General features: G+C 66.8%; 14 protein-coding genes. 8 read left to right on the top strand and 6 right to left on the bottom strand.

The annotated features are described in order from the left end of the window. The first annotated feature begins 8 nt into the window (after nt 1-8). The gene (gene qcrA, locus EV137_RS07215) at nt 9-1,034 is read left to right on the top strand and encodes a cytochrome bc1 complex Rieske iron-sulfur subunit (RefSeq protein WP_370342795.1); all 1,026 of its coding nucleotides are present in this window, start codon (nt 9-11) and stop codon (nt 1,032-1,034) included. Next, nucleotides 1,031-2,704, top strand: coding sequence for a cytochrome bc1 complex cytochrome b subunit (gene qcrB / locus EV137_RS07220; RefSeq protein WP_133998974.1), 1,674 nt, complete (start codon nt 1,031-1,033; stop codon nt 2,702-2,704). Before qcrA ends, qcrB begins: the two co-directional genes overlap by 4 nt. Before the next feature lie 56 nt (nt 2,705-2,760). Here qcrB and EV137_RS07225 read toward each other — a convergent pair whose 3' ends face one another. Then, nucleotides 2,761-3,225 carry a MarR family winged helix-turn-helix transcriptional regulator gene (locus EV137_RS07225; RefSeq protein ID WP_134127321.1) on the bottom strand — a complete coding sequence of 155 codons (465 nt, stop codon included), beginning with the start codon at nt 3,223-3,225 and terminating at the stop codon, nt 2,761-2,763. Between the two features lie 41 nt (nt 3,226-3,266). On the opposite strand from EV137_RS07225, the gene EV137_RS07230 reads away from it, so the two are divergent. Both EV137_RS07230 and EV137_RS07235 read left to right on the top strand, forming a co-directional pair. After that, nucleotides 3,267-4,094 carry an alpha/beta hydrolase gene (locus EV137_RS07230; RefSeq protein ID WP_134127323.1) on the top strand — a complete coding sequence of 276 codons (828 nt, stop codon included), beginning with the start codon at nt 3,267-3,269 and terminating at the stop codon, nt 4,092-4,094. A 171-nt stretch (nt 4,095-4,265) separates the two neighbouring features. Next, on the top strand, nt 4,266-4,841 hold the full coding sequence (locus EV137_RS07235; RefSeq protein WP_238175143.1) for an HNH endonuclease: 576 nt from the start codon (nt 4,266-4,268) through the stop codon (nt 4,839-4,841). Nucleotides 4,842-4,913: 72 nt separating this feature from the next. Here EV137_RS07235 and EV137_RS07240 read toward each other — a convergent pair whose 3' ends face one another. The 4 genes from EV137_RS07240 to ctaC all read right to left on the bottom strand — a co-directional run bounded on the left by EV137_RS07240 (nt 4,914) and on the right by ctaC (nt 9,413). Then, nucleotides 4,914-6,158 (bottom strand): L,D-transpeptidase, encoded by a 1,245-nt coding sequence (locus EV137_RS07240; protein ID WP_238175144.1) that lies wholly within the window; start codon nt 6,156-6,158, stop codon nt 4,914-4,916. A gap of 209 nt (nt 6,159-6,367) precedes the next feature. After that, on the bottom strand, nt 6,368-6,763 hold the full coding sequence (locus tag EV137_RS07245; RefSeq protein WP_131342187.1) for a cytochrome c oxidase subunit 4: 396 nt from the start codon (nt 6,761-6,763) through the stop codon (nt 6,368-6,370). Beyond that, nucleotides 6,760-8,502, bottom strand: coding sequence for an aa3-type cytochrome oxidase subunit I (gene ctaD / locus EV137_RS07250; protein WP_445991791.1), 1,743 nt, complete (start codon nt 8,500-8,502; stop codon nt 6,760-6,762). The genes EV137_RS07245 and ctaD overlap by 4 nt, the downstream gene beginning before the upstream one ends. A 26-nt stretch (nt 8,503-8,528) precedes the next feature. Continuing rightward, entirely contained in the window at nt 8,529-9,413 is an 885-nt protein-coding gene (gene ctaC / locus EV137_RS07255; RefSeq protein WP_133998992.1) for an aa3-type cytochrome oxidase subunit II, read from the bottom strand. Nucleotides 9,414-9,671: 258 nt separating this feature from the next. Here ctaC and EV137_RS07260 point away from each other — a divergent pair, with 258 nt between their 5' ends. The 4 genes from EV137_RS07260 to pulA all read left to right on the top strand — a co-directional run bounded on the left by EV137_RS07260 (nt 9,672) and on the right by pulA (nt 17,461). Next, on the top strand, nt 9,672-10,787 hold the full coding sequence (locus tag EV137_RS07260) for a cysteine desulfurase family protein (protein WP_202870831.1): 1,116 nt from the start codon (nt 9,672-9,674) through the stop codon (nt 10,785-10,787). Further along, nucleotides 10,784-10,996, top strand: a complete 213-nt coding sequence (locus tag EV137_RS07265) for a sulfurtransferase TusA family protein (RefSeq protein WP_133998995.1) — start codon at nt 10,784-10,786, stop codon at nt 10,994-10,996. Before EV137_RS07260 ends, EV137_RS07265 begins: the two co-directional genes overlap by 4 nt. 15 nt (nt 10,997-11,011) lie before the next feature. Then, nucleotides 11,012-11,734 (top strand): SIR2 family NAD-dependent protein deacylase, encoded by a 723-nt coding sequence (locus tag EV137_RS07270; RefSeq protein WP_133998998.1) that lies wholly within the window; start codon nt 11,012-11,014, stop codon nt 11,732-11,734. 75 nt (nt 11,735-11,809) lie between these two features. After that, on the top strand, nt 11,810-17,461 hold the full coding sequence (gene pulA / locus EV137_RS07275; RefSeq protein ID WP_134127329.1) for a pullulanase-type alpha-1,6-glucosidase: 5,652 nt from the start codon (nt 11,810-11,812) through the stop codon (nt 17,459-17,461). On the opposite strand, the gene EV137_RS07280 is transcribed toward pulA, so the two are convergent. Then, nucleotides 17,458-17,826 carry a DoxX family protein gene (locus tag EV137_RS07280; protein WP_133999004.1) on the bottom strand — a complete coding sequence of 123 codons (369 nt, stop codon included), beginning with the start codon at nt 17,824-17,826 and terminating at the stop codon, nt 17,458-17,460. The two genes, pulA and EV137_RS07280, sit on opposite strands and share 4 nt — an antisense overlap. Nucleotides 17,827-17,850: the final 24 nt, after the last annotated feature.

Consider the following 17,850-nt stretch of genomic DNA (forward strand, 5'->3'; position numbering starts at 1 on the left):
ATCTGCCGGTGAAGCCGGAGGACGAGCACGGCGCCGTCGAGGTGGCCGAACCGATCCCGGACCCGGGTCTGGAGCCGCACGAGCCGCGGATCACCGACATCGACCCGAAGGCGGCCGACCGCGTCGAGCGCCAGGTGTCGGGCATGTTCGGCCTGGCGACGCTGCTGGTGGTGGGCTCCTGCGTCGCGTACTTCGCCATCCCGCGGGACTCGATCCTCGAGTTCGGCCCGCTGTCCGGCAACGCGAACAACATGGTCATCGGCCTGTGCATCGGGCTCGCGCTGTTCCTGATCGGGGCCGGCGCGATCCAGTGGGCCAAGAAGCTGATGGTCGACGAGGAGATCTCCGAGGAGCGCCACCCCGCGCACTCCTCGCCGCAGCAGATCGCCGAGATCACCGAGGCCTTCAAGGAAGGCACGGTGGAGTCCGGCTTCGGCCGCCGCAAGATGATCCGCAACTCGCTGATCGGCGCGCTCGGCGTCCTCGGCCTGCCGGCCGTCATCCTGCTCCGCGACCTCGGCCCGCTGCCGGGCCGGGCGCTGTACAACACGATCTGGGCGAAGGGCATCCGGGTCGTCAACGACGTCACCGACCGCCCGATCAAGCCGTCCGACCTGATCGTCGGCCAGCTGGTCAACGCGGCGCCGGCCAACCTGGCCCCGCTGCAGGAGGAGAGCGCGGTCGAGTACCAGAACGCCAAGGCGAAGGCCGCGGTGATCGTGGTCCGGATCAAGCCGAGCGAGATCCGCACCAAGCCGGGCCGGGAGAACTGGGGCGTCGACGGCATCCTGTGCTACTCGAAGATCTGCACCCACGTCGGCTGCCCGATCTCGCTGTACGAGCAGACCACGCACCACGTGCTCTGCCCGTGCCACCAGTCGACGTTCGACCTGGCCGACAGCGCCAAGGTCGTGTTCGGCCCTGCTGCCCGGCCGCTGCCTCAGCTACCGTTGGCAGTGGACAGTGAGGGCTACCTGGTTGCGCAGAGCGGCTTCACCGAGCCGGTCGGCCCGAGCTTCTTCGAACGAGGGTGACAACAGTGTCAACAAACACAGAGTTCCCTGGACCGGTCAAGTGGGTCGACGATCGCCTCGGCATCGCGAAGATCGGCAAGAAGAACCTGCGGAAGGTCTTCCCGGACCACTGGTCCTTCATGCTGGGCGAGATCGCGCTCTACAGCTTCATCATCCTGATCCTGACCGGGACCTTCCTGACGTTCTGGTTCAAGCCCTCGATGGCCGAGGTCGAGTACCAGGGCTCGTACAGCCTGCTCAAGGGTCTGCACATGTCGGAGGCGTACGCCTCCACGCTGGACATCACGTTCGACGTCCGCGGCGGTCTGCTGATGCGGCAGATCCACCACTGGGCGGCCGTGCTGTTCATCGCCGCGATGATGGTGCACCTGCTGCGGATGTTCTTCACCGGCGCGTTCCGCAAGCCGCGGGAGCTGAACTGGCTGATCGGCTTCGGGATGCTGTTCCTCGGCATCGTCGAGGGCTTCATCGGCTACGGCCTCCCCGACGACCTGCTGTCCGGTACCGGTCTGCGGATCACCAACGGCATGATCCAGGCGTCACCGGTGGTCGGCACGTACATGAACTTCTTCATCTTCGGCGGTGAGTTCCCCGGCGACGACTTCGTCTCCAGATTCTTCATCGTCCACGTGCTGCTGATCCCGGGCATCATCCTGGCGCTCGTCACGGCGCACCTGTTCCTGGTCGTGTACCACAAGCACACGCAGTACGCCGGTCCCGGCCGGACGCAGAAGAACGTGGTCGGCTACCCGCTGTTCCCGGTGTACACGGCCAAGGCCGGCGGCTTCTTCTTCGTGGTCTTCGGCATCACGGCGCTGATGGGCGCGTTGATGCAGATCAACCCGGTCTGGCTGTACGGGCCGTACAACCCGGCCGAGGTGACCGCCGGTGCGCAACCGGACTGGTACATGGGCTGGCTGGAAGGCTCGGTGCGAATATTCCCCGGCTTCGAGTCGCACTTCTGGGGCATCACGCTCAGCTGGAACCTGATCATCCCGGCGCTGATCGTGCCACCGGCGTTCGTCACGCTGGTCGCGCTCTATCCGTTCATCGAGGGCTGGATCACCGGTGACAAGCGCGAGCACCACCTGCTGGACCGGCCGCGGGACATGCCGACCCGGACCGGTATCGGCGTCGCGTTCATCGTGTTCTACGCGATGCTGTGGATCGGCGGCGGTAACGACCTGATCGCCACCCACTTCAACCTGTCGCTGAACCACGTGACCTGGTTCCTGCGGTTCGCGGTGATCCTCGGCCCGATCCTGGGCTTCTGGGTCGCGCGCCGCTGGGCGATCTCGCTGCAGCGGGCCGACCAGGACCGGTTGCTGCACGGCCTGGAGACCGGTGTGATCATGCGCTCCCCCGAGGGCAAGTACACCGAGAAGCACCAGCCGATCTCGACGTACGAGGCGTACTCGATCACCGCGCGGGACCGGCTCGTGCCGCACGAGATCGGCCCGGAGACCGACGAGAACGGCGTCCGCGCCCCGCGTCGGGCGCTGCACAAGGCCCGTGCCGCGCTCTCCCGGTTCTACTTCGCCGACGCCGTACAGAAGCCGACCACTCAGGAGCTCGAGGCGGCGCACGAGCACGCTCACGACGCCGACGAGATCCACGAGCTGACGGAGGACACGGAGACCTATCGAGAGGTCACCAGCGACCGCTCCTGACGTCGCCCTGAAGTCGTACTGAAAGAGCCCCGGCCGATCGGCCGGGGCTCTTTCGTTTATCCGAGCGCGTCGGTGACCGCGGTGAGATAGTCCTTCACCAGCGTCTGCTGACTCGGGTCGAGTGCCTGGGTGGTGATGATCAGCCGGTCCAGGAGCGGGCCGAAGAACTGCCAGCCGAGGGCTACAGCGGTGTCGGAGACCTGGAGGCGGGCGCTGCGACCGTCTGTGCGGCTTCTGAGGCGTTCGACGTGGCCGGCGGCCTCCAGGCGGTGGATGACTGCCGTCGTCGCCTGAGAGGTCATTCCGAGCTGCTGAGCGAGCCATGTAGGCGTGGCCGCTACTCCGGCGCGTTCGGCGTCCAGGAGGCTCACCAGCGCGCGTACGTCGGTCCCGTGCAAGCCCGCCGTACGGGCGAACTCTCCGACCGCCCGGTCGTACCGCAAGGCGACCTCTCGCAGCAGGTGCACCACGTCCAGTGCAGCGGCCCGTTCCGGGTCGGCTGGTGTCACTCCTTCACGCATGCCTGACACTTTACCTCACTGAGTGAGCTATTCTCGGCAGCATGAGTTTTCAGGACACGTACGACGCTCTCCTCGCCCGCTGGGACGTGCCGGTCGAGCAACTCGAGCTGACCGACGAGTTCGGTACGACCCACGTCAACGCGTGCGGACCCGCTGACGGGCAACCCGTCGTACTGCTTCCGGGGCACGGTGCGACGTCACCCGTGTGGTTCGCCCTCGCGCCGCGGCTTGCGGAGCGGTACCGCGTCTACGCGATCGACCTGATCGTCGACGCGGGGCGCAGTACGAACAGCGGCCGGACGCCCAAGACGCCGGCCGATCTGCACACATGGCTGACGAACACCTTCGACGGACTCGGCATCAGCCAGGCGGCGTTGTGCGGTCATTCGTACGGCGCCTGGATCGCACTCACGTACACGATCGCGCACCCGGAGCGCGTCGAGCGCCTGGCCCTGCTCGACCCGACGGACTGCTACGCCGGCCTCCGCGTGCCCTACATCCTCAGAGCTTTGCCAGGCCTGCTGCGGCCGTCCCGGAAGCGCACGATGTCGTTCCTGCGCTGGGAGACGCACGGGCTTCCGATCGATCCCCAGGTCCTGGAACTGGCCGGACTGGCTGCAGAGCAGCCCTCCACCCCGTTCGTCCGCACCAAACGCCCCACGGACGACCAATTGCGAGAACTCGCTCCCCTGGTCTTCGTCGCGGGCCGCAGCAAGAGCCACAACGCAGCCCACCTGACTCGCCGAGTCACCACACTCTCCCCCGCCGCGACCGTCGTACAACTCGACACCGCAACCCACCACTCCCTCCCGTCCCTCCATGCGGACGAGGTGTGGGCAGTGTGGGCCCACGAATTGCCCACAAAATAAGGGGATTCTGGCTCGTCGGTCGACGGGCGGGCGTTCTAGGGTCGATGCCATGGAACTCCTGGGCGAGCGGCCGGTGTGGTCGATGAGTGGCAGCGAACTGCTGTCGACTCTCGACGCGCTGGAAGCCGAGGCCGCCCGCCGGGAGACGTACCGGTCGCGAGCGGACAGCTGGTGTACGGCGACGGATTGTCGGCCGCAACCGTCCGACGGCTGGCCTGCGACGCGCGGATCATCCCGCTCGTGCTCGGCACGAGCTCCGAGCCCCTGGATGTGGGCCGCAGCGAACGCCTGGTCACCCGGGCGATGCGTCGCGCGCTGAACGCCCGCGACCAGGGCTGCGTCATCTGTGGCGTCCCGCCGATCATGTGCGACGCGCACCACCTGCGCTCCTGGATCGACGGTGGCGAGACGAAGACCTCCAACCTCGTGCTCTTGTGCCGGCGCCACCACGTCGACCTGCATCACGGTCAGTGGAGCGTCACTATCACCGACGGCCTGGTCGAGGTCGCGCGCCCGAGCTGGGCAGAACCACCTCCCAGACAGCACCGCAGCCGTCGCCGACGGAGGGCAGATCACCCCGCCGGCGACTCGGTCGTGCCCATCTCCCAGCGCTCACGAACGAAGGCCGACGAGGCTGACGGCTCACGATCGAGCGCCGACAAGCCTCAGCGCTCGCGATGGAGGGCCGACGAGGCTGTCCTCCGGCAAGCGGCCGACTTCGCGTTGGCCGACGTACCTGCGGGCTGAACCAGCCACGGTGAAACACAGCAGCCTCCTGCCCGCGGGCATGCGGTGAGGAGGCTGCTGCGTCTTGGTGTGTCAGGAGAGGGCGGAGCCGGCCTTGTAGGCGGCCCAGGTGGTGTTCCAGTCGGTCCAGCCGTTGCCGGGCTCCATGTGGCGGGTGGTGCCGGTGACGATCACCGGATCGCCACGGAGGGTCTGGTTGAAGTACCACTGGGCGTCCTTGAGGCTCATGCCGACGCACCCGTGGCTGACGTTGGAGCTGCCCTGGCTGCCGGCCGACCACGGCGCGCCGTGGATGAACTCGCCGGAGCTGGTGACCCGCTGGGCCCACTTCACATCGGGGATGTTGTAGTACTCCGGGTCGCCGGGCTTGAGGCCGACCGTCGCCGCGTCCATCCGCTTCACCGTGAACTTCTCCATGATCACCTTCACCCCGCTGCGGGTGGTGAAGCCGTCCTTGCCGGCGGTGATCGGGATGGTCCGGGCCAGCTTGCCGTTGATCGTCACCGTCATCGTGTGCCTCTTGACGTTGACGTTGGTGACCACCGACTTGCCGATGGTGAACGCGATGGTCCGGCTCGCGGTGCCCCACGTGTTGTTGCCGGCGTTGACGCCCAGGGTGCCGATGTCGACCGTCACCTTGGTGCCGGCCGGCCAGTAGTTCTTCGGGCGGTAGTTGACCTGCTTGCTGTTCACCCAGTGCCAGCTGCCGTCGACCGGGACCGAGGTCTTCACCGAGAGCCGCTTCTCGACTGCCGCACGGTCCTTGACCGGGTTGTTCCAGAAGATCTGGATCGGCAGCGCGACGCCGACCGTCTCACCGTTCAGCGGGACGACCGAGGCCTTCAGGCTCTTCGACGCCTTCAGCGTCTTGAAGGTCGAGCTGATCGGCACGGTGGCACCGTCGGTGCCCTCGGCCGAGCCACTCACCGTGTACGTCGCGCCAGGCTTGAGCTGCGGCGACGACGTCCACTGGGTCTTGTCGGCGTTGAAGCTGCCGGTCACCTTGTCGCCGTCGTCGTCCTTGAGCGTGACCGCGGTCAGCTTGCCGGCCGTGGTGGTCACCGTCACCGGCTTGTCCGGCTGCACCGACGAGGCGCCCTTGGCAGGCACGATCGCGATGCTGGCCGACGCCGGGGTCTCCGACGGGCTCGTCGAGTTCCCTGGGGTGCTGGAGGCACCTGGCGAGTTGCTCTGCGACGTGGACGTGCCGGGCGTCGACTGCCCGCCAGAGCCGCCGCCGGCCTCTGTGTCGCTACAGGCCGTGCCGGCCAGCAGCAGGACGCAGATCCCCGCCACGGCAAGGCCGTGCTTCCTCACCGAACCGCTCACCATTCCCCAGTTCTCCCCTGTTTAGTCAGACCGCGGTAAGGGTAACCTGCCGCGGCGACATTTCTGTGCATCCGCACGAGCCGTTCCGGTACAGTCCACGACTCTCTGTACCCGTTCGCAGTACTACAGACGCACGAAAACGCCGCCCGGTTCGTTCCCGGACGGCGTTTTTCGTACGACTCTCAACTAGTGAGCAACTAGTGAGCGTGGTCACCGCGGTAGTACTCGAAGATGAACCCGCTCAGCGTGACGATGCCGATCCCGCAGCCGGCGATGAACAGCCACCAGCCGAAGACGACGCCGAGGACAACCACCGCCAGCGTCAGCGCGCACCACAGCGGCCACCAGGAGTACGGCGGGAAGAAGCCGAGCTCGCCGGCCCCTTCGACGATCTCCGCTTCCTTGCGGTCCTCGGGCCGGGCGTCCATCCGCCGGGCGGTGACGCTCAGGTAGAACGCCACCAGCAGCGAAAGGAAGAACGTCATCACCAGTGCGGTGGTGCCGGTCGGGTCCTCGGACATCAGCCAGTAGATCGGCGTGACGACGAGCACGAACACACTCAGGATCCCGAAGACCCAGGCTTCGACCTTCACGCCTTGTCCTTCCCGTCGTCCTCGGTACCCGCGAGCTCCTCGAGATGCTCGACGCGGCCCTGGTCCTCACCCGCGTCCAGCAGGTTGTCCTCGCCGGCCCGGTTGTCCGGGTACTCCGCCAGCGCCAGGTCGGCGTGGTGCAGGTCGAACGCCGGGGACTCCGAACGGATCCGGGGCAGCCTCTCGAAGTTGTGCCGCGGCGGCGGCGAACTGGTCGCCCACTCCAGCGAGCGGCCCCAGCCCCACGGGTCGTCGACACCCACGAGCGGCGTCTTGCGGGACTTGTAGATGTTGTAGAAGAACGGCAGCATCGACGCGCCCAGGATGAAGGCGCCGACGCTGGACACCTCGTTCAGCGTGGTGAAGCCCTCGTTGGCGCCGTACGACGCGTAGCGCCGCGGCATGCCCTCGACACCGAGCCAGTGCTGCACCAGGAACGTGGTGTGGAAGCCGATGAACAACATCCAGAAGTGCAGCTTGCCGAGCCGCTCGTCGAGCATCCGCCCGGTGAACTTCGGCCACCAGAAGTAGAACCCGGCGAACATCGCGAACACCACGGTGCCGAACACGACGTAGTGGAAGTGCGCGACCACGAAGTACGAGTCGGACAGCTGGTAGTCCAGGGCCGGCGAGGCCAGGATGACGCCGGTCAGACCGCCGAAGAGGAAGGTGGTCAGGAAGCCCACCGACCAGAGCATCGGGGTGTCGAACGAGACTGACCCGCCCCAGATCGTGCCGATCCAGTTGAAGAACTTCACGCCGGTCGGGACCGCGATCAGGAAGGTCATGAACGAAAAGAACGGCAGGTTCACCGCGCCGGTGACGAACATGTGGTGTGCCCACACCGCCACCGAGAGAACCGCGATACCGAGGGTCGCGCTGACCAGACCGATGTAGCCAAAGACCGGCTTGCGGCTGAACACCGGCAGGATCTCGGTCACGATGCCGAAGAACGGTAGCGCGATGATGTACACCTCTGGATGCCCGAAGAACCAGAACAGGTGTTGCCAGAGAATCGGGCCGCCGTTGGCCGCGTCGAAGACATGGGCCCCGAGTGTTCGATCCGCCTCCAGGACCAGCAGCGCCGCCGCCAGGATCGGGAAGGCGATCAGCACGAGGATCGACGTGACCAGGATGTTCCAGGTGAAGATCGGCATCCGGAACATCGTCATGCCGGGAGCGCGCATGGTGATGATTGTGGTGATGAAGTTGACCGCACCCAGGATCGTGCCCAGACCGGCCATCCACAGACCCATGATCCACAGGTCGCCGCCGACACCCGGTGAACGGACCGCGTTCGACAGCGGGGCGTAGGCGAACCAGCCGAAGTCGGCCGCGCCGCCCGGGGTGAAGAAGCCGCTGATCGTGATCAGGCCGCCGAACAGGAACAGCCAGAAGCTGAACATGTTCAGCCGCGGGAACGCGACGTCGGGCGCGCCGATCTGGATCGGCATGATCTCGTTCGCGAAGCCGACGAACAGCGGGGTCGCGAACAGCAGCAGCATGATCGTGCCGTGCATCGTGAAGAGCTGATTGTACACCTCTTCGTTCACGATCTGCAGGCCCGGCTTGGCCAGTTCGGCGCGGATCAGCAGCGCCATCACGCCGCCGATCAGGAAGAACGCGAACGACGTGATCAGGTACATGTGCCCGATCAGCTTGTGGTCCGTCGTGGTCAGGTACTTGACCAGCAACGCGCCCTTGCTGCGCCGGCGGGGCAGCGCGCTGGTGCTACCGATAGCGCCGGTGCGCTCGGCGAAGTCGGTCACTTCTCGCCCCCTGTACCGGGAATGGTGGTGGCGTCGGCGCCGCCGGTTGCGGCTCCGGTCTGGCCCTTGGCGGCCAGTTCCTTCAGGTGTGCGTCGTACTCGTCGCGGGAGACCACCTTGACGGTGAAGACCATCCGGCTGTGGTAGAGCCCGCAGAGCTCAGCACACTTGCCGGCGAAGGTGCCGGTCTTGGTCGGGGTCAGCTCGAACTTGTTCGTCTTGCCCGGGATCACGTCGAGCTTGAAGTAGAACGACGGCACCCAGAACGAGTGGATGACGTCCGGCGAGGTCAGGTCGAAGTGGACCGACTCGTTCACCGGGAGCCACAGGGTCGCCGGCTTGTCCAGCGTGCCGGTCTCCCAGACGCCCTGCTGCCCGTCGACGGTGTCCTTGTAGTTGAAGGTCCACTGCCACTGCTGGCCCACCACGTTCACGGTGTGCTGCGGATTGGCGTCCATCTTCGTGACCTGGTTGCCGTGCTCGACGGTGTAGAAGAACAGCACACCGATGATCGCGAACGGGGCCAGGGTGTAGAGCACCTCGAGCGGCAGGTTGTACCGCACTTGCCGGGGTGCGTCGTCGTTGCGCTTGCGGTACCGCACCACGACCCACAGGATCAGGCCCCAGACCATCACGCCGATGATCAGGGCGGCGATCCACGCCCCGATCCAGAGGCTGCGGATGGCCTCGGTCCGGTCCGATGCGCCCTCGGGCAGACCGAGTCGTTTCCACTGCTCAGTGGTCGCCGTCGAGCAACCGGTCAGCAGCAGGGTGCCGAGCACCACTGCACTGCCGACCAGCAGGCGACGCTTCGCCGGTCGTGTGGCGCCGGCAGAACCTGCCGGTCGCTCCTCCACTCCGGGCGTGCCGTTCGAACCCACGGGGCGCCTTTCCCTTCCCAAGTGAGACTGACGACCAAACACTACTGGACACCATTCGCGTCTCCGCGCATAGGTAGGGCCAAGAGCATGTCGACCCCTCCGACGCCTGCTGCGGGGCACTCGGTGGGCGTCTCGCCGCACTGGAGCAAAGGCCACGATGCTCCGCATCGAGACCTTCACTCCAGCACGCCGAGCCACTCCACCGAGCACCTCCTCGCGACGGCGTCGGAGGGGTCGACATGCTCTAGCGTTTCCCGTGTGAGCGAGCGTACGTACTTGGACGCCGCGTCGGCCGAGCCGATGCACCCCGCGGCGCGGGAGATGTTGCTGTCGGCAGTGGATTCCGGATGGGCGGATCCGGTGCGTCTGCACCATGAGGGCCGGACCGCCAGGCTGCTGGTGGACAACGCCCGCGCGGTCCTCGCGGAGGCGGTCGGCGTGCGGCCGGACGAGCTGTACCTGACTACCTCCGGTACGGCGGCGATCCAGAGCGGCCTGACCGCGGTACGGGCCGCGCGCAGCCGGGTCGGGGCAACGATCGTGCACAGTGCGGTCGAGCATTCCGCCGTACTGCGCACGGCTGGGGAGGCGGCTGCCGAGGTGGGCGTGGACCGGCTGGGGCGGGTCGAGCTGGATGCCTTCACAGACGCCGTACGGCGACCTGGTGTGGCTGTGGCCGCGCTGCAGTCGGCGAACCATGAGGTGGGGACGCGTCAGCCGATCGAAGCGGCGGCTGCGGCGGCAGGCGACGTACCGCTGTTCGTTGACGCGTCCGCGTCGGTCGGGCACGACGTCGTACCCACGGGCTGGTCGGTGCTCGCGGCAAGCGCGCACAAGTGGGGCGGCCCGGCGGGTATCGGGCTACTGGCTGTGAAGAAGGGCACGCGCATCGCACCGGCGTGGCCGATGGACGAGCGGGAGGACGGCCTCTCCCCCGGATTCCCGAACGTCCCCAACGCGCTGGCCGCGGCCGCTGCGCTGCAGGCGCGACTGGCTGAGGCGGAGGAGCTCGACAAGCGGCACAGGGCCTGGATCGACGAGGTACGGCGCCGTGTGGCCGCGGACATCCCCGATGTCGAGGTAGTAGGTGACCCGGACGACCGTCTGCCGCACATCCTGACGTTCTCCTGTCTCTATGTGGACGGTGAGGCGCTGGTGACCGCACTGGACGCTGAGGGGTTCGCTGTCTCCAGTGGTTCCGCCTGTACGTCGAGCACGCTCCGGCCCTCGCACGTACTCGCAGCGATGGGCGTCCTGACTCACGGCAACGTCCGTGTGTCTCTAGGGCGCGACACGACCCATGACGAGGTGCAGCGGTTCTGTGCGGTGCTTCCAGGACTGGTGCAGCGGATCCGGGCGGAGGTGGGCATGTGAATGTCGACCTGGACTGCCGTGGTCTGCTCTGCCCACTCCCGGTGATCAAACTGGCCAAGACGCTACCGACAGTTGCCGTAGGCGACACGGTGACAGTGCTGGCCGACGACCCGGCCGCGGCGACCGACATCCCGGCGTGGTGCCGGATGCGCTCCCAGGAGCTGGTGTCGGCCGGGGAAGACCAGTACGTCGTACGACGGGTGAGCTGACATACCGTTTGAGGTGTGATCGAGGCCGAACGCATCGCCGTACTGACCGGAGCCGGGATCTCGACTGCGTCGGGCATCCCCGACTTCCGGGGCCCGCAGGGCGTGTGGACGAAGAACCCGGCCGCGGAGGCGATGTTCGACATCGACGAGTACGTCGCCAGTCGCGAGGTGCGAGTGGCGACCTGGAAGCACCGGCTGGCCGTTCCGGCGTGGACAGCCGAGCCGAACCCGGGTCATCTCGCTCTGGTCGAGCTGGAGCGGCAGGGCCGTCTGACCGGTCTGATCACACAGAACGTCGACGGGCTGCACCAGAAGGCCGGCTCGTCACCAGAGCTGGTCCACGAGCTGCACGGCACGGTCCGGTACGTCGATTGCCTCCAGTGCGAGCGCCAGGTCCCCATGACCGACGTACTCCCCCGACTCGAGTCAGGCGACGAGGACCCGGCCTGTGAGGTGTGCGGCGGCATCCTGAAGTCCGCGACCGTCTCGTTCGGCCAGTCCCTCGACCGGGCCGTGCTGGACCGAGCTGTCGCAGCCACCGAGTCAGCCGACCTGTTCCTGGCCATTGGCACGTCGCTGCAGGTCTACCCGGCGGCTGGTCTCTGCGACCTCGCACTGAACGCCGGAAAGCCTCTGATCATCCTGAACGCACAGCCGACGCCGTACGACGAGCAGGCCACGACTGTGCTGCGCACTCCGATCGAGACCACACTGCCGGACCTCGTGACCTTACCGTGACATTTGAGCCCTCCTCACGGTAAAAGGCGGCGGCTACCGTCCCCGGCAGGGTGAGTCGGCGGGGAGGGGCACGTGATGCGCGGGTTCAGGCGTTTGACAGCAGGTTTCACCGCGGCCGCTGTGGTCGTACTGGGGTTGGGTACGGCGGCACCGGCTCCGGCCCAGGTGACGGCGGAGCGGGTGATCACCGTCGCGGGCTCGTTGCAGGACGAGCTCGGGTGCGCGACCGACTGGGATCCGGGCTGCGACGCGTCCAGTCTGGGGGCGAGCGCGCCGTACACGAAGGTGTTCGATGTGCCGGCGGGGTCGTACGAGTTCAAGGTCACGGTCAACAAGAGCTGGGACGAGAACTACGGCGCCGGGGGTGTGCTGAACGGCGCGAACATCCCGCTGCGGATCGAGGGGCCGGCGGAACTGCAGTTCAGTTACAACGACACCAGTCACGTTGTGACGGTGAAGCCGGTGGATCTCGCCGGGTCGACGGTGACGGCCGCGGACAAGGCCCTCGCGACACCGAGCCTGCGCCCGGACCTCACCAAGGAGCGGTTCTACTTCCTGATGGCGGACCGGTTCGCGAACGGCAACAAGGCGAACGACGCCGGCGGACTCACCGGTGACCGCCTGACGACCGGGCTGGACCCGAAGGACAAGGGCTTCTACCACGGCGGTGACCTGGCCGGAGTGATCCAGGAGCTCGACTACATCAAGTCTCTGGGTACGACGTCGATCTGGCTGACCCCGTCGTTCAAGAACCGGCCGGTGCAGGGCTCCGGCGCGAACGTCAGCGCCGGGTACCACGGGTACTGGATCACCGACTTCACCCAGATCGATCCGCATCTGGGCACGAACGCCGACATGCAGCGGCTGATCGACCTCGCGCACCGCAAGGGCATGAAGGTCTTCTTCGACATCATCACCAACCACACCGCGGACGTGATCGACTACCAGTCCGGCCAGTACGGCTACATCCCGAAGTCCACGTCGCCGTACAAAGATGCCCAGGGCAACGTGTTCGACGACAAGGACTATGCCGGCACCGACACCTTCCCGGCGCTGGACAAGAACATCTCCTTCCCCAACATCCCGGTCTTCCGGAACACGGCCGACGAGACCGTCAAGGTGCCGGCCTGGCTGAACGACCCGACGCTGTACCACAACCGCGGCGACTCGACGTTCGCCGGCGAGAGCGCGGAGTACGGCGACTTCGTCGGGCTGGACGACCTGTTCACCGAGCAGCCGAAGGTCCGCGACGGGATGATCGACGTCTACAAGACGTGGGCCGAGCTCGGGATCGACGGGTTCCGGATCGACACCGTGAAGCACGTGAACCTCGAGTTCTGGCAGAAGTTCTCGCCCGCGATCCTGGCGGCTGCTCGTGGGGCTGGGTCGAAGAACTTCTTCATGTTCGGCGAGGTCTTCGACGCGAACCCGCAGTTCATGTCGACGTACACGACCAAGGGCGCCCTGCAGGCGACGCTCGACTTCGGGTTCCAGCAGAGCGCGGTCGCGTACGCGAAGGGCGACCCGAGTACCAAGCTGCAGGACTTCTACGCGGACGACGACTACTACACCGACACGGACTCGAACGCGTACGAGCTGCCGACGTTCCTCGGCAACCACGACATGGGACGCGTCGGTACGTTCCTGAAGCAGAGTGGTGCGGCTGGTCAGGACCTGCTCGCGCGGGACAAGCTGGCGCACTCGCTGATGTACCTGACCCGCGGGCAGCCGGTCATCTACTACGGCGACGAGCAAGGCTTCACAGGTCCCGGTGGTGACAAGGACGCGCGGCAGGACATGTTCGCGACCCAGACCGACGACTACGCGGATGACGAGGTCGTCGACGGCACAGGTACGACGACGATCGGCAAGAAGGACAGGTACGACGTCAACTCGCCGATGTACAAGCACATCGCGGACCTGGCGAAGCTGCGCGCCACGTACCCGGCCCTGTCCGACGGGCGACAGGTGCACCGGTACTCGTCCAACCTGAACGGTCTGTACGCGTTCAGCCGGCTGGGCAGCGACAACGTCGAGTACCTGGTCGTCGCGAATAACTCGACGACAGCGGCCGCTGCGACGGTGGCGACGTACGGCCCGAACACCTGGCTCAAGCCGGTCTACGGCGGCTCCAAGTCGGTGAAGACCGACCGTGAGGGCAGGGTGGCCGTCAGCCAGGCTCCTCTGTCGGTGACGGTGTACCAGGCCCAGACCAAGGTCCCAGCTCGTGCTCAGGCGCCCAGCGTGTACATGAGCTCGCCAGAAGCCGGTGCCACAGTCGGTGGGCGTGCTGAGATCGCTGCTGCGGTCCCGGCGAACACACCGGTGACAGTGACGTTCGGCTACCGGCCTGTGGGTACGACGGCGTGGAAGCGACTCGGTGCCGACGACAACGCGCCGTACCGCGTCTTCCACGACGTGTCCGGACTGGCCAAGGGCACGCTCCTCGAGTACCGCGCCGTACTGCGGGATGCCTCGGGCAACTACTCGGTGTCCGGCTCGTATGGCGTGGTTGGTGATGCTGCTGCGCCAGGTGGTGGCGGTGGCGGGACAGGTCCTGTCGTACAGCCGGCCAACGTGTCTGTCCCGGGCGACCACAACAGTGAGATGGGTTGTCCCGCGGACTGGTCTCCGGACTGCGAGCAGGCTCAGCTGAAGCTGGACGCGAAGGACAAGGTCTGGAAGGGCACGTACACGCTCCCGCCCGGTGAGCACGCGTACAAGGCGGCGATCAACAAGACCTGGGACGAGAACTACGGAGCGGGTGGTGTCGCCAACGGCGCCAACATCTCGTACACGGCACCGACCACGCCGGTCACCTTCTACTACGAGCACGGACGGCACTACGCCACGTCCAGCGCGCAGGGGCCGATCATCACGGTGCCCGGGACGTTCCAGACCGCACTGGGCTGTCCGACCGACTGGGATCCCTCCTGCATGCGACCCTGGTTGACCGACGAGGACGGCGACGGGACCTACACCTGGTCCACCAGCGAACTGAAGGCGGGCAACTATGAGGCGAAGGTGGCGCACAACCTGTCCTGGGACGAGAGCTACCCGGCACAGAACGTTCCGGTGGCGGTGCCGTCGGACGGGCTGGTCGTCACGTTCTCGTACGTGCTCGCGACCCACCAGCTCACGGTGACGACGGCCAAGCCCGGTGCACAGCCGGACCTGAGCCAGGCGAAGGCGTACTGGATCAACCGCGACACCCTCGCCGTGCCGGCGGTCGATCACGCGGAGCGGTACCGGTGGCGGCTGCACTGGTCGGACACCGGTTCGCTGAAGATCGACGCGAACGACATCGGCGGATCGTCGGCCGCGCTGCGCTACGACCCCGCTGAGGTGAAACCGGGCTACACGACGCTGCGACTCGGCAGCGCGGACGTTCGCAAGATCCTCACCGGTCAGCTCGGTCTGGCGCAGTACGACGACGCAGGGCGTCTGCTCGACGCGACCGGTGTACAGATCCCGGGCGTGCTCGACGACGTCTACGGGAACGCGACCGGGCGCTCGTACGGCGTGACGTGGCAGGCCGGCAAGCCGACCTTCACCCTCTGGGCGCCGACCGCCCAGGACGTGCGGTTGATGATCGGATCGTCGACAATCCCCATGCGTACAAACGGCGACGGTTCCTGGTCGGTCAGCGGACCACGGTCGTGGAAGAACGCGTCGTACCGCTATCAGGTGAAGGTGTTCGCACCCAGCACCGGCAAGGTCGAGACGAACGTCGTCACGGACCCGTACTCGGTTGCCTTGACCACCAACTCGGCGTACTCCGTGGCCGCCGACCTGAATGACCCGGCGGGTAAACCGGCGCTCTGGTCGACCACTCCCTCGCCGAAGCTGGCGCGGGGCGTCGACTCGACCATCTACGAGCTGCACGTACGGGACTTCTCGATCAACGACAACACGGTGCCGGCCGCGCACCGCGGTACCTACCTGGCCTTTGCCGACGAAGGCAACGGGACCAAGCACCTGCGGACGCTCAAGGCCGCCGGCCTCAACACTGTGCACCTATTGCCGACATTCGACATTGCATCAATCCCGGAGACCGGCCAGCAGACGCCCGCGTGCGATCTCAAGTCATTGCCGGCCGACTCCGAGCAGCAGCAGGCGTGCGTGACGGCGGTGGCTGCGAAGGACGGGTTCAACTGGGGCTACGACCCGTTCCACTGGCTCGCGCCGGAGGGGTCGTACGCGACCGAACGGGATGGCCTGGCACGCGTCGCGGAGTTCCGCACGATGGTCGGCGGACTGCACAAGTCCGGGCTGCGCGTCGTCCTCGACCAGGTCTTCAACCACACCCCCGCCGCAGGCCAGGCACCGACGTCGGTGCTCGATCAGATCGTGCCCGGGTACTACCAGCGGCTCAACGCGACCGGGAAGGTCGAGAACTCGACCTGCTGCAGCAACATCGCGACCGAGCATGCGATGGCCGAGAAGATCATGGTCGACGGCACGGTGAGCTGGGCGCGCAACTACCACGTGGACGGCTTCAGATACGACCTGATGGGCCATCACACCAAGGCGAACATGCTGAAGGTCCGCGCCGCGCTCGACAAGCTGACGCTCGCCAAGGACGGCGTCGACGGCAAGTCGATCTACCTGTACGGCGAGGGCTGGAACTTCGGCGAGGTCGCGGACGACGCGCTGTTCGTCCAGGCCAGGCAGGGAAATCTCGGCGGGACGGGGATCGGGACGTTCTCCGACCGACTGCGGGACGGGGTCCGCGGCGGCGGGCCGTTCGACGACAATCCGCGGATCCAGGGCTTCGGCTCCGGCGAGGCGAGCGACCCGAACGGCGACCCCGTGAACGGTACGCCGGACGAGCGCGCCAAGCGGCTCGCCCACGACACCGACCTGGTCCAGCTCGGGCTGGCCGGCAACCTTCGCACGTTCACGTTCAAGTCGGCATCGTCGGGTGCAGACGTCCGTGGTGATCAGGTCGACTACAACGGCTCGCCGGCCGGGTACGCCGACCAGCCGGACGAGGTGATCACGTACGTCGATGCCCATGACAACGAAACGTTGTGGGACACACTGACGTACAAGCTGCCGGCGAACCTGCCGATGCCGGACCGGATCCGGATGAACACGTTGTCGCTGGCAACGACCGCGCTGGCGCAGACGCCGTCGTTCTGGCATGCGGGCGCGGACCTGCTGCGGAGCAAGTCACTCGACCGCAACTCGTACGACTCGGGTGACTGGTTCAACACGCTCGACTGGACCGGTGCCGACAACGGCTTCGGTCACGGCCTGCCGCCGAAGACCGACAACGAGGCCAAGTGGCAGTACATGAAGCCTCTCCTCGCCAACCCGGCCCTGAAGCCCTCGGCGACCGATGTGGCGTCGGCGTCCGCAGCGGCCGCCGATCTGCTGAAGCTGCGCTTCTCCACTCCCCTGTTCCGCCTCGGGTCGGCCGCTCTCATCAATCAGAAACTGAGCTTTCCCCTGAGCGGTACGACGCCGGGCGTCATCACGATGCGCGTCGACGACACCGTCGGCCCGGACGTCGACCCGGCGCTGAAGGGCCTCGTGGTCGTCTTCAACTCCACCAGCTCCACCGTCACCCAGCAGGTGCCCGGTCTGACCGGCGCCAACCTGAGCTTGTCCCCCGTCCAAGCCAACGGCACCGACGCAGTGGTCAAGCAGACCACGTGGTCCTCGGCCACGGGCACCGCAACAGTCCCGCCGCGAACTGTCGCCGTACTGGTCCAGCACTAGAGACCGGCGAACCGAGCTGCCGCTACGAAAGCCGCCAGCGCCAGAAGGATGGTGTTGGCGGCTGTCGAGCCGGGCTCGCGCAGCGAGGAGTGGGAGGTGGCCGCGCCGATCATGACGACGCACAGGCCCACGGCCGCGAGCGGGGTGAGGATGCGGGCTGTGTCGGTCAGCCACGGCGCGAACAGGCCGGCCACCGCCAGGAGCTCGCAGACAGCCACGAAGCGGACCAGCGGCATCGGGAACGGGGCGATCCCGGTCTGACCGGTGGCGATGAGGCGAGCGCGGGACATGACGGCCTTCAGCACGCCGGAGATCGTGAAGACAACCGCCAGCACGCCGCTGAAGATCCAAGTGATCGTATTCATGTCGATTGCAGACGATCGACAGAT

This window comes from Kribbella pratensis, assembly GCF_004366075.1.
Taxonomy (GTDB): domain Bacteria; phylum Actinomycetota; class Actinomycetes; order Propionibacteriales; family Kribbellaceae; genus Kribbella; species Kribbella pratensis.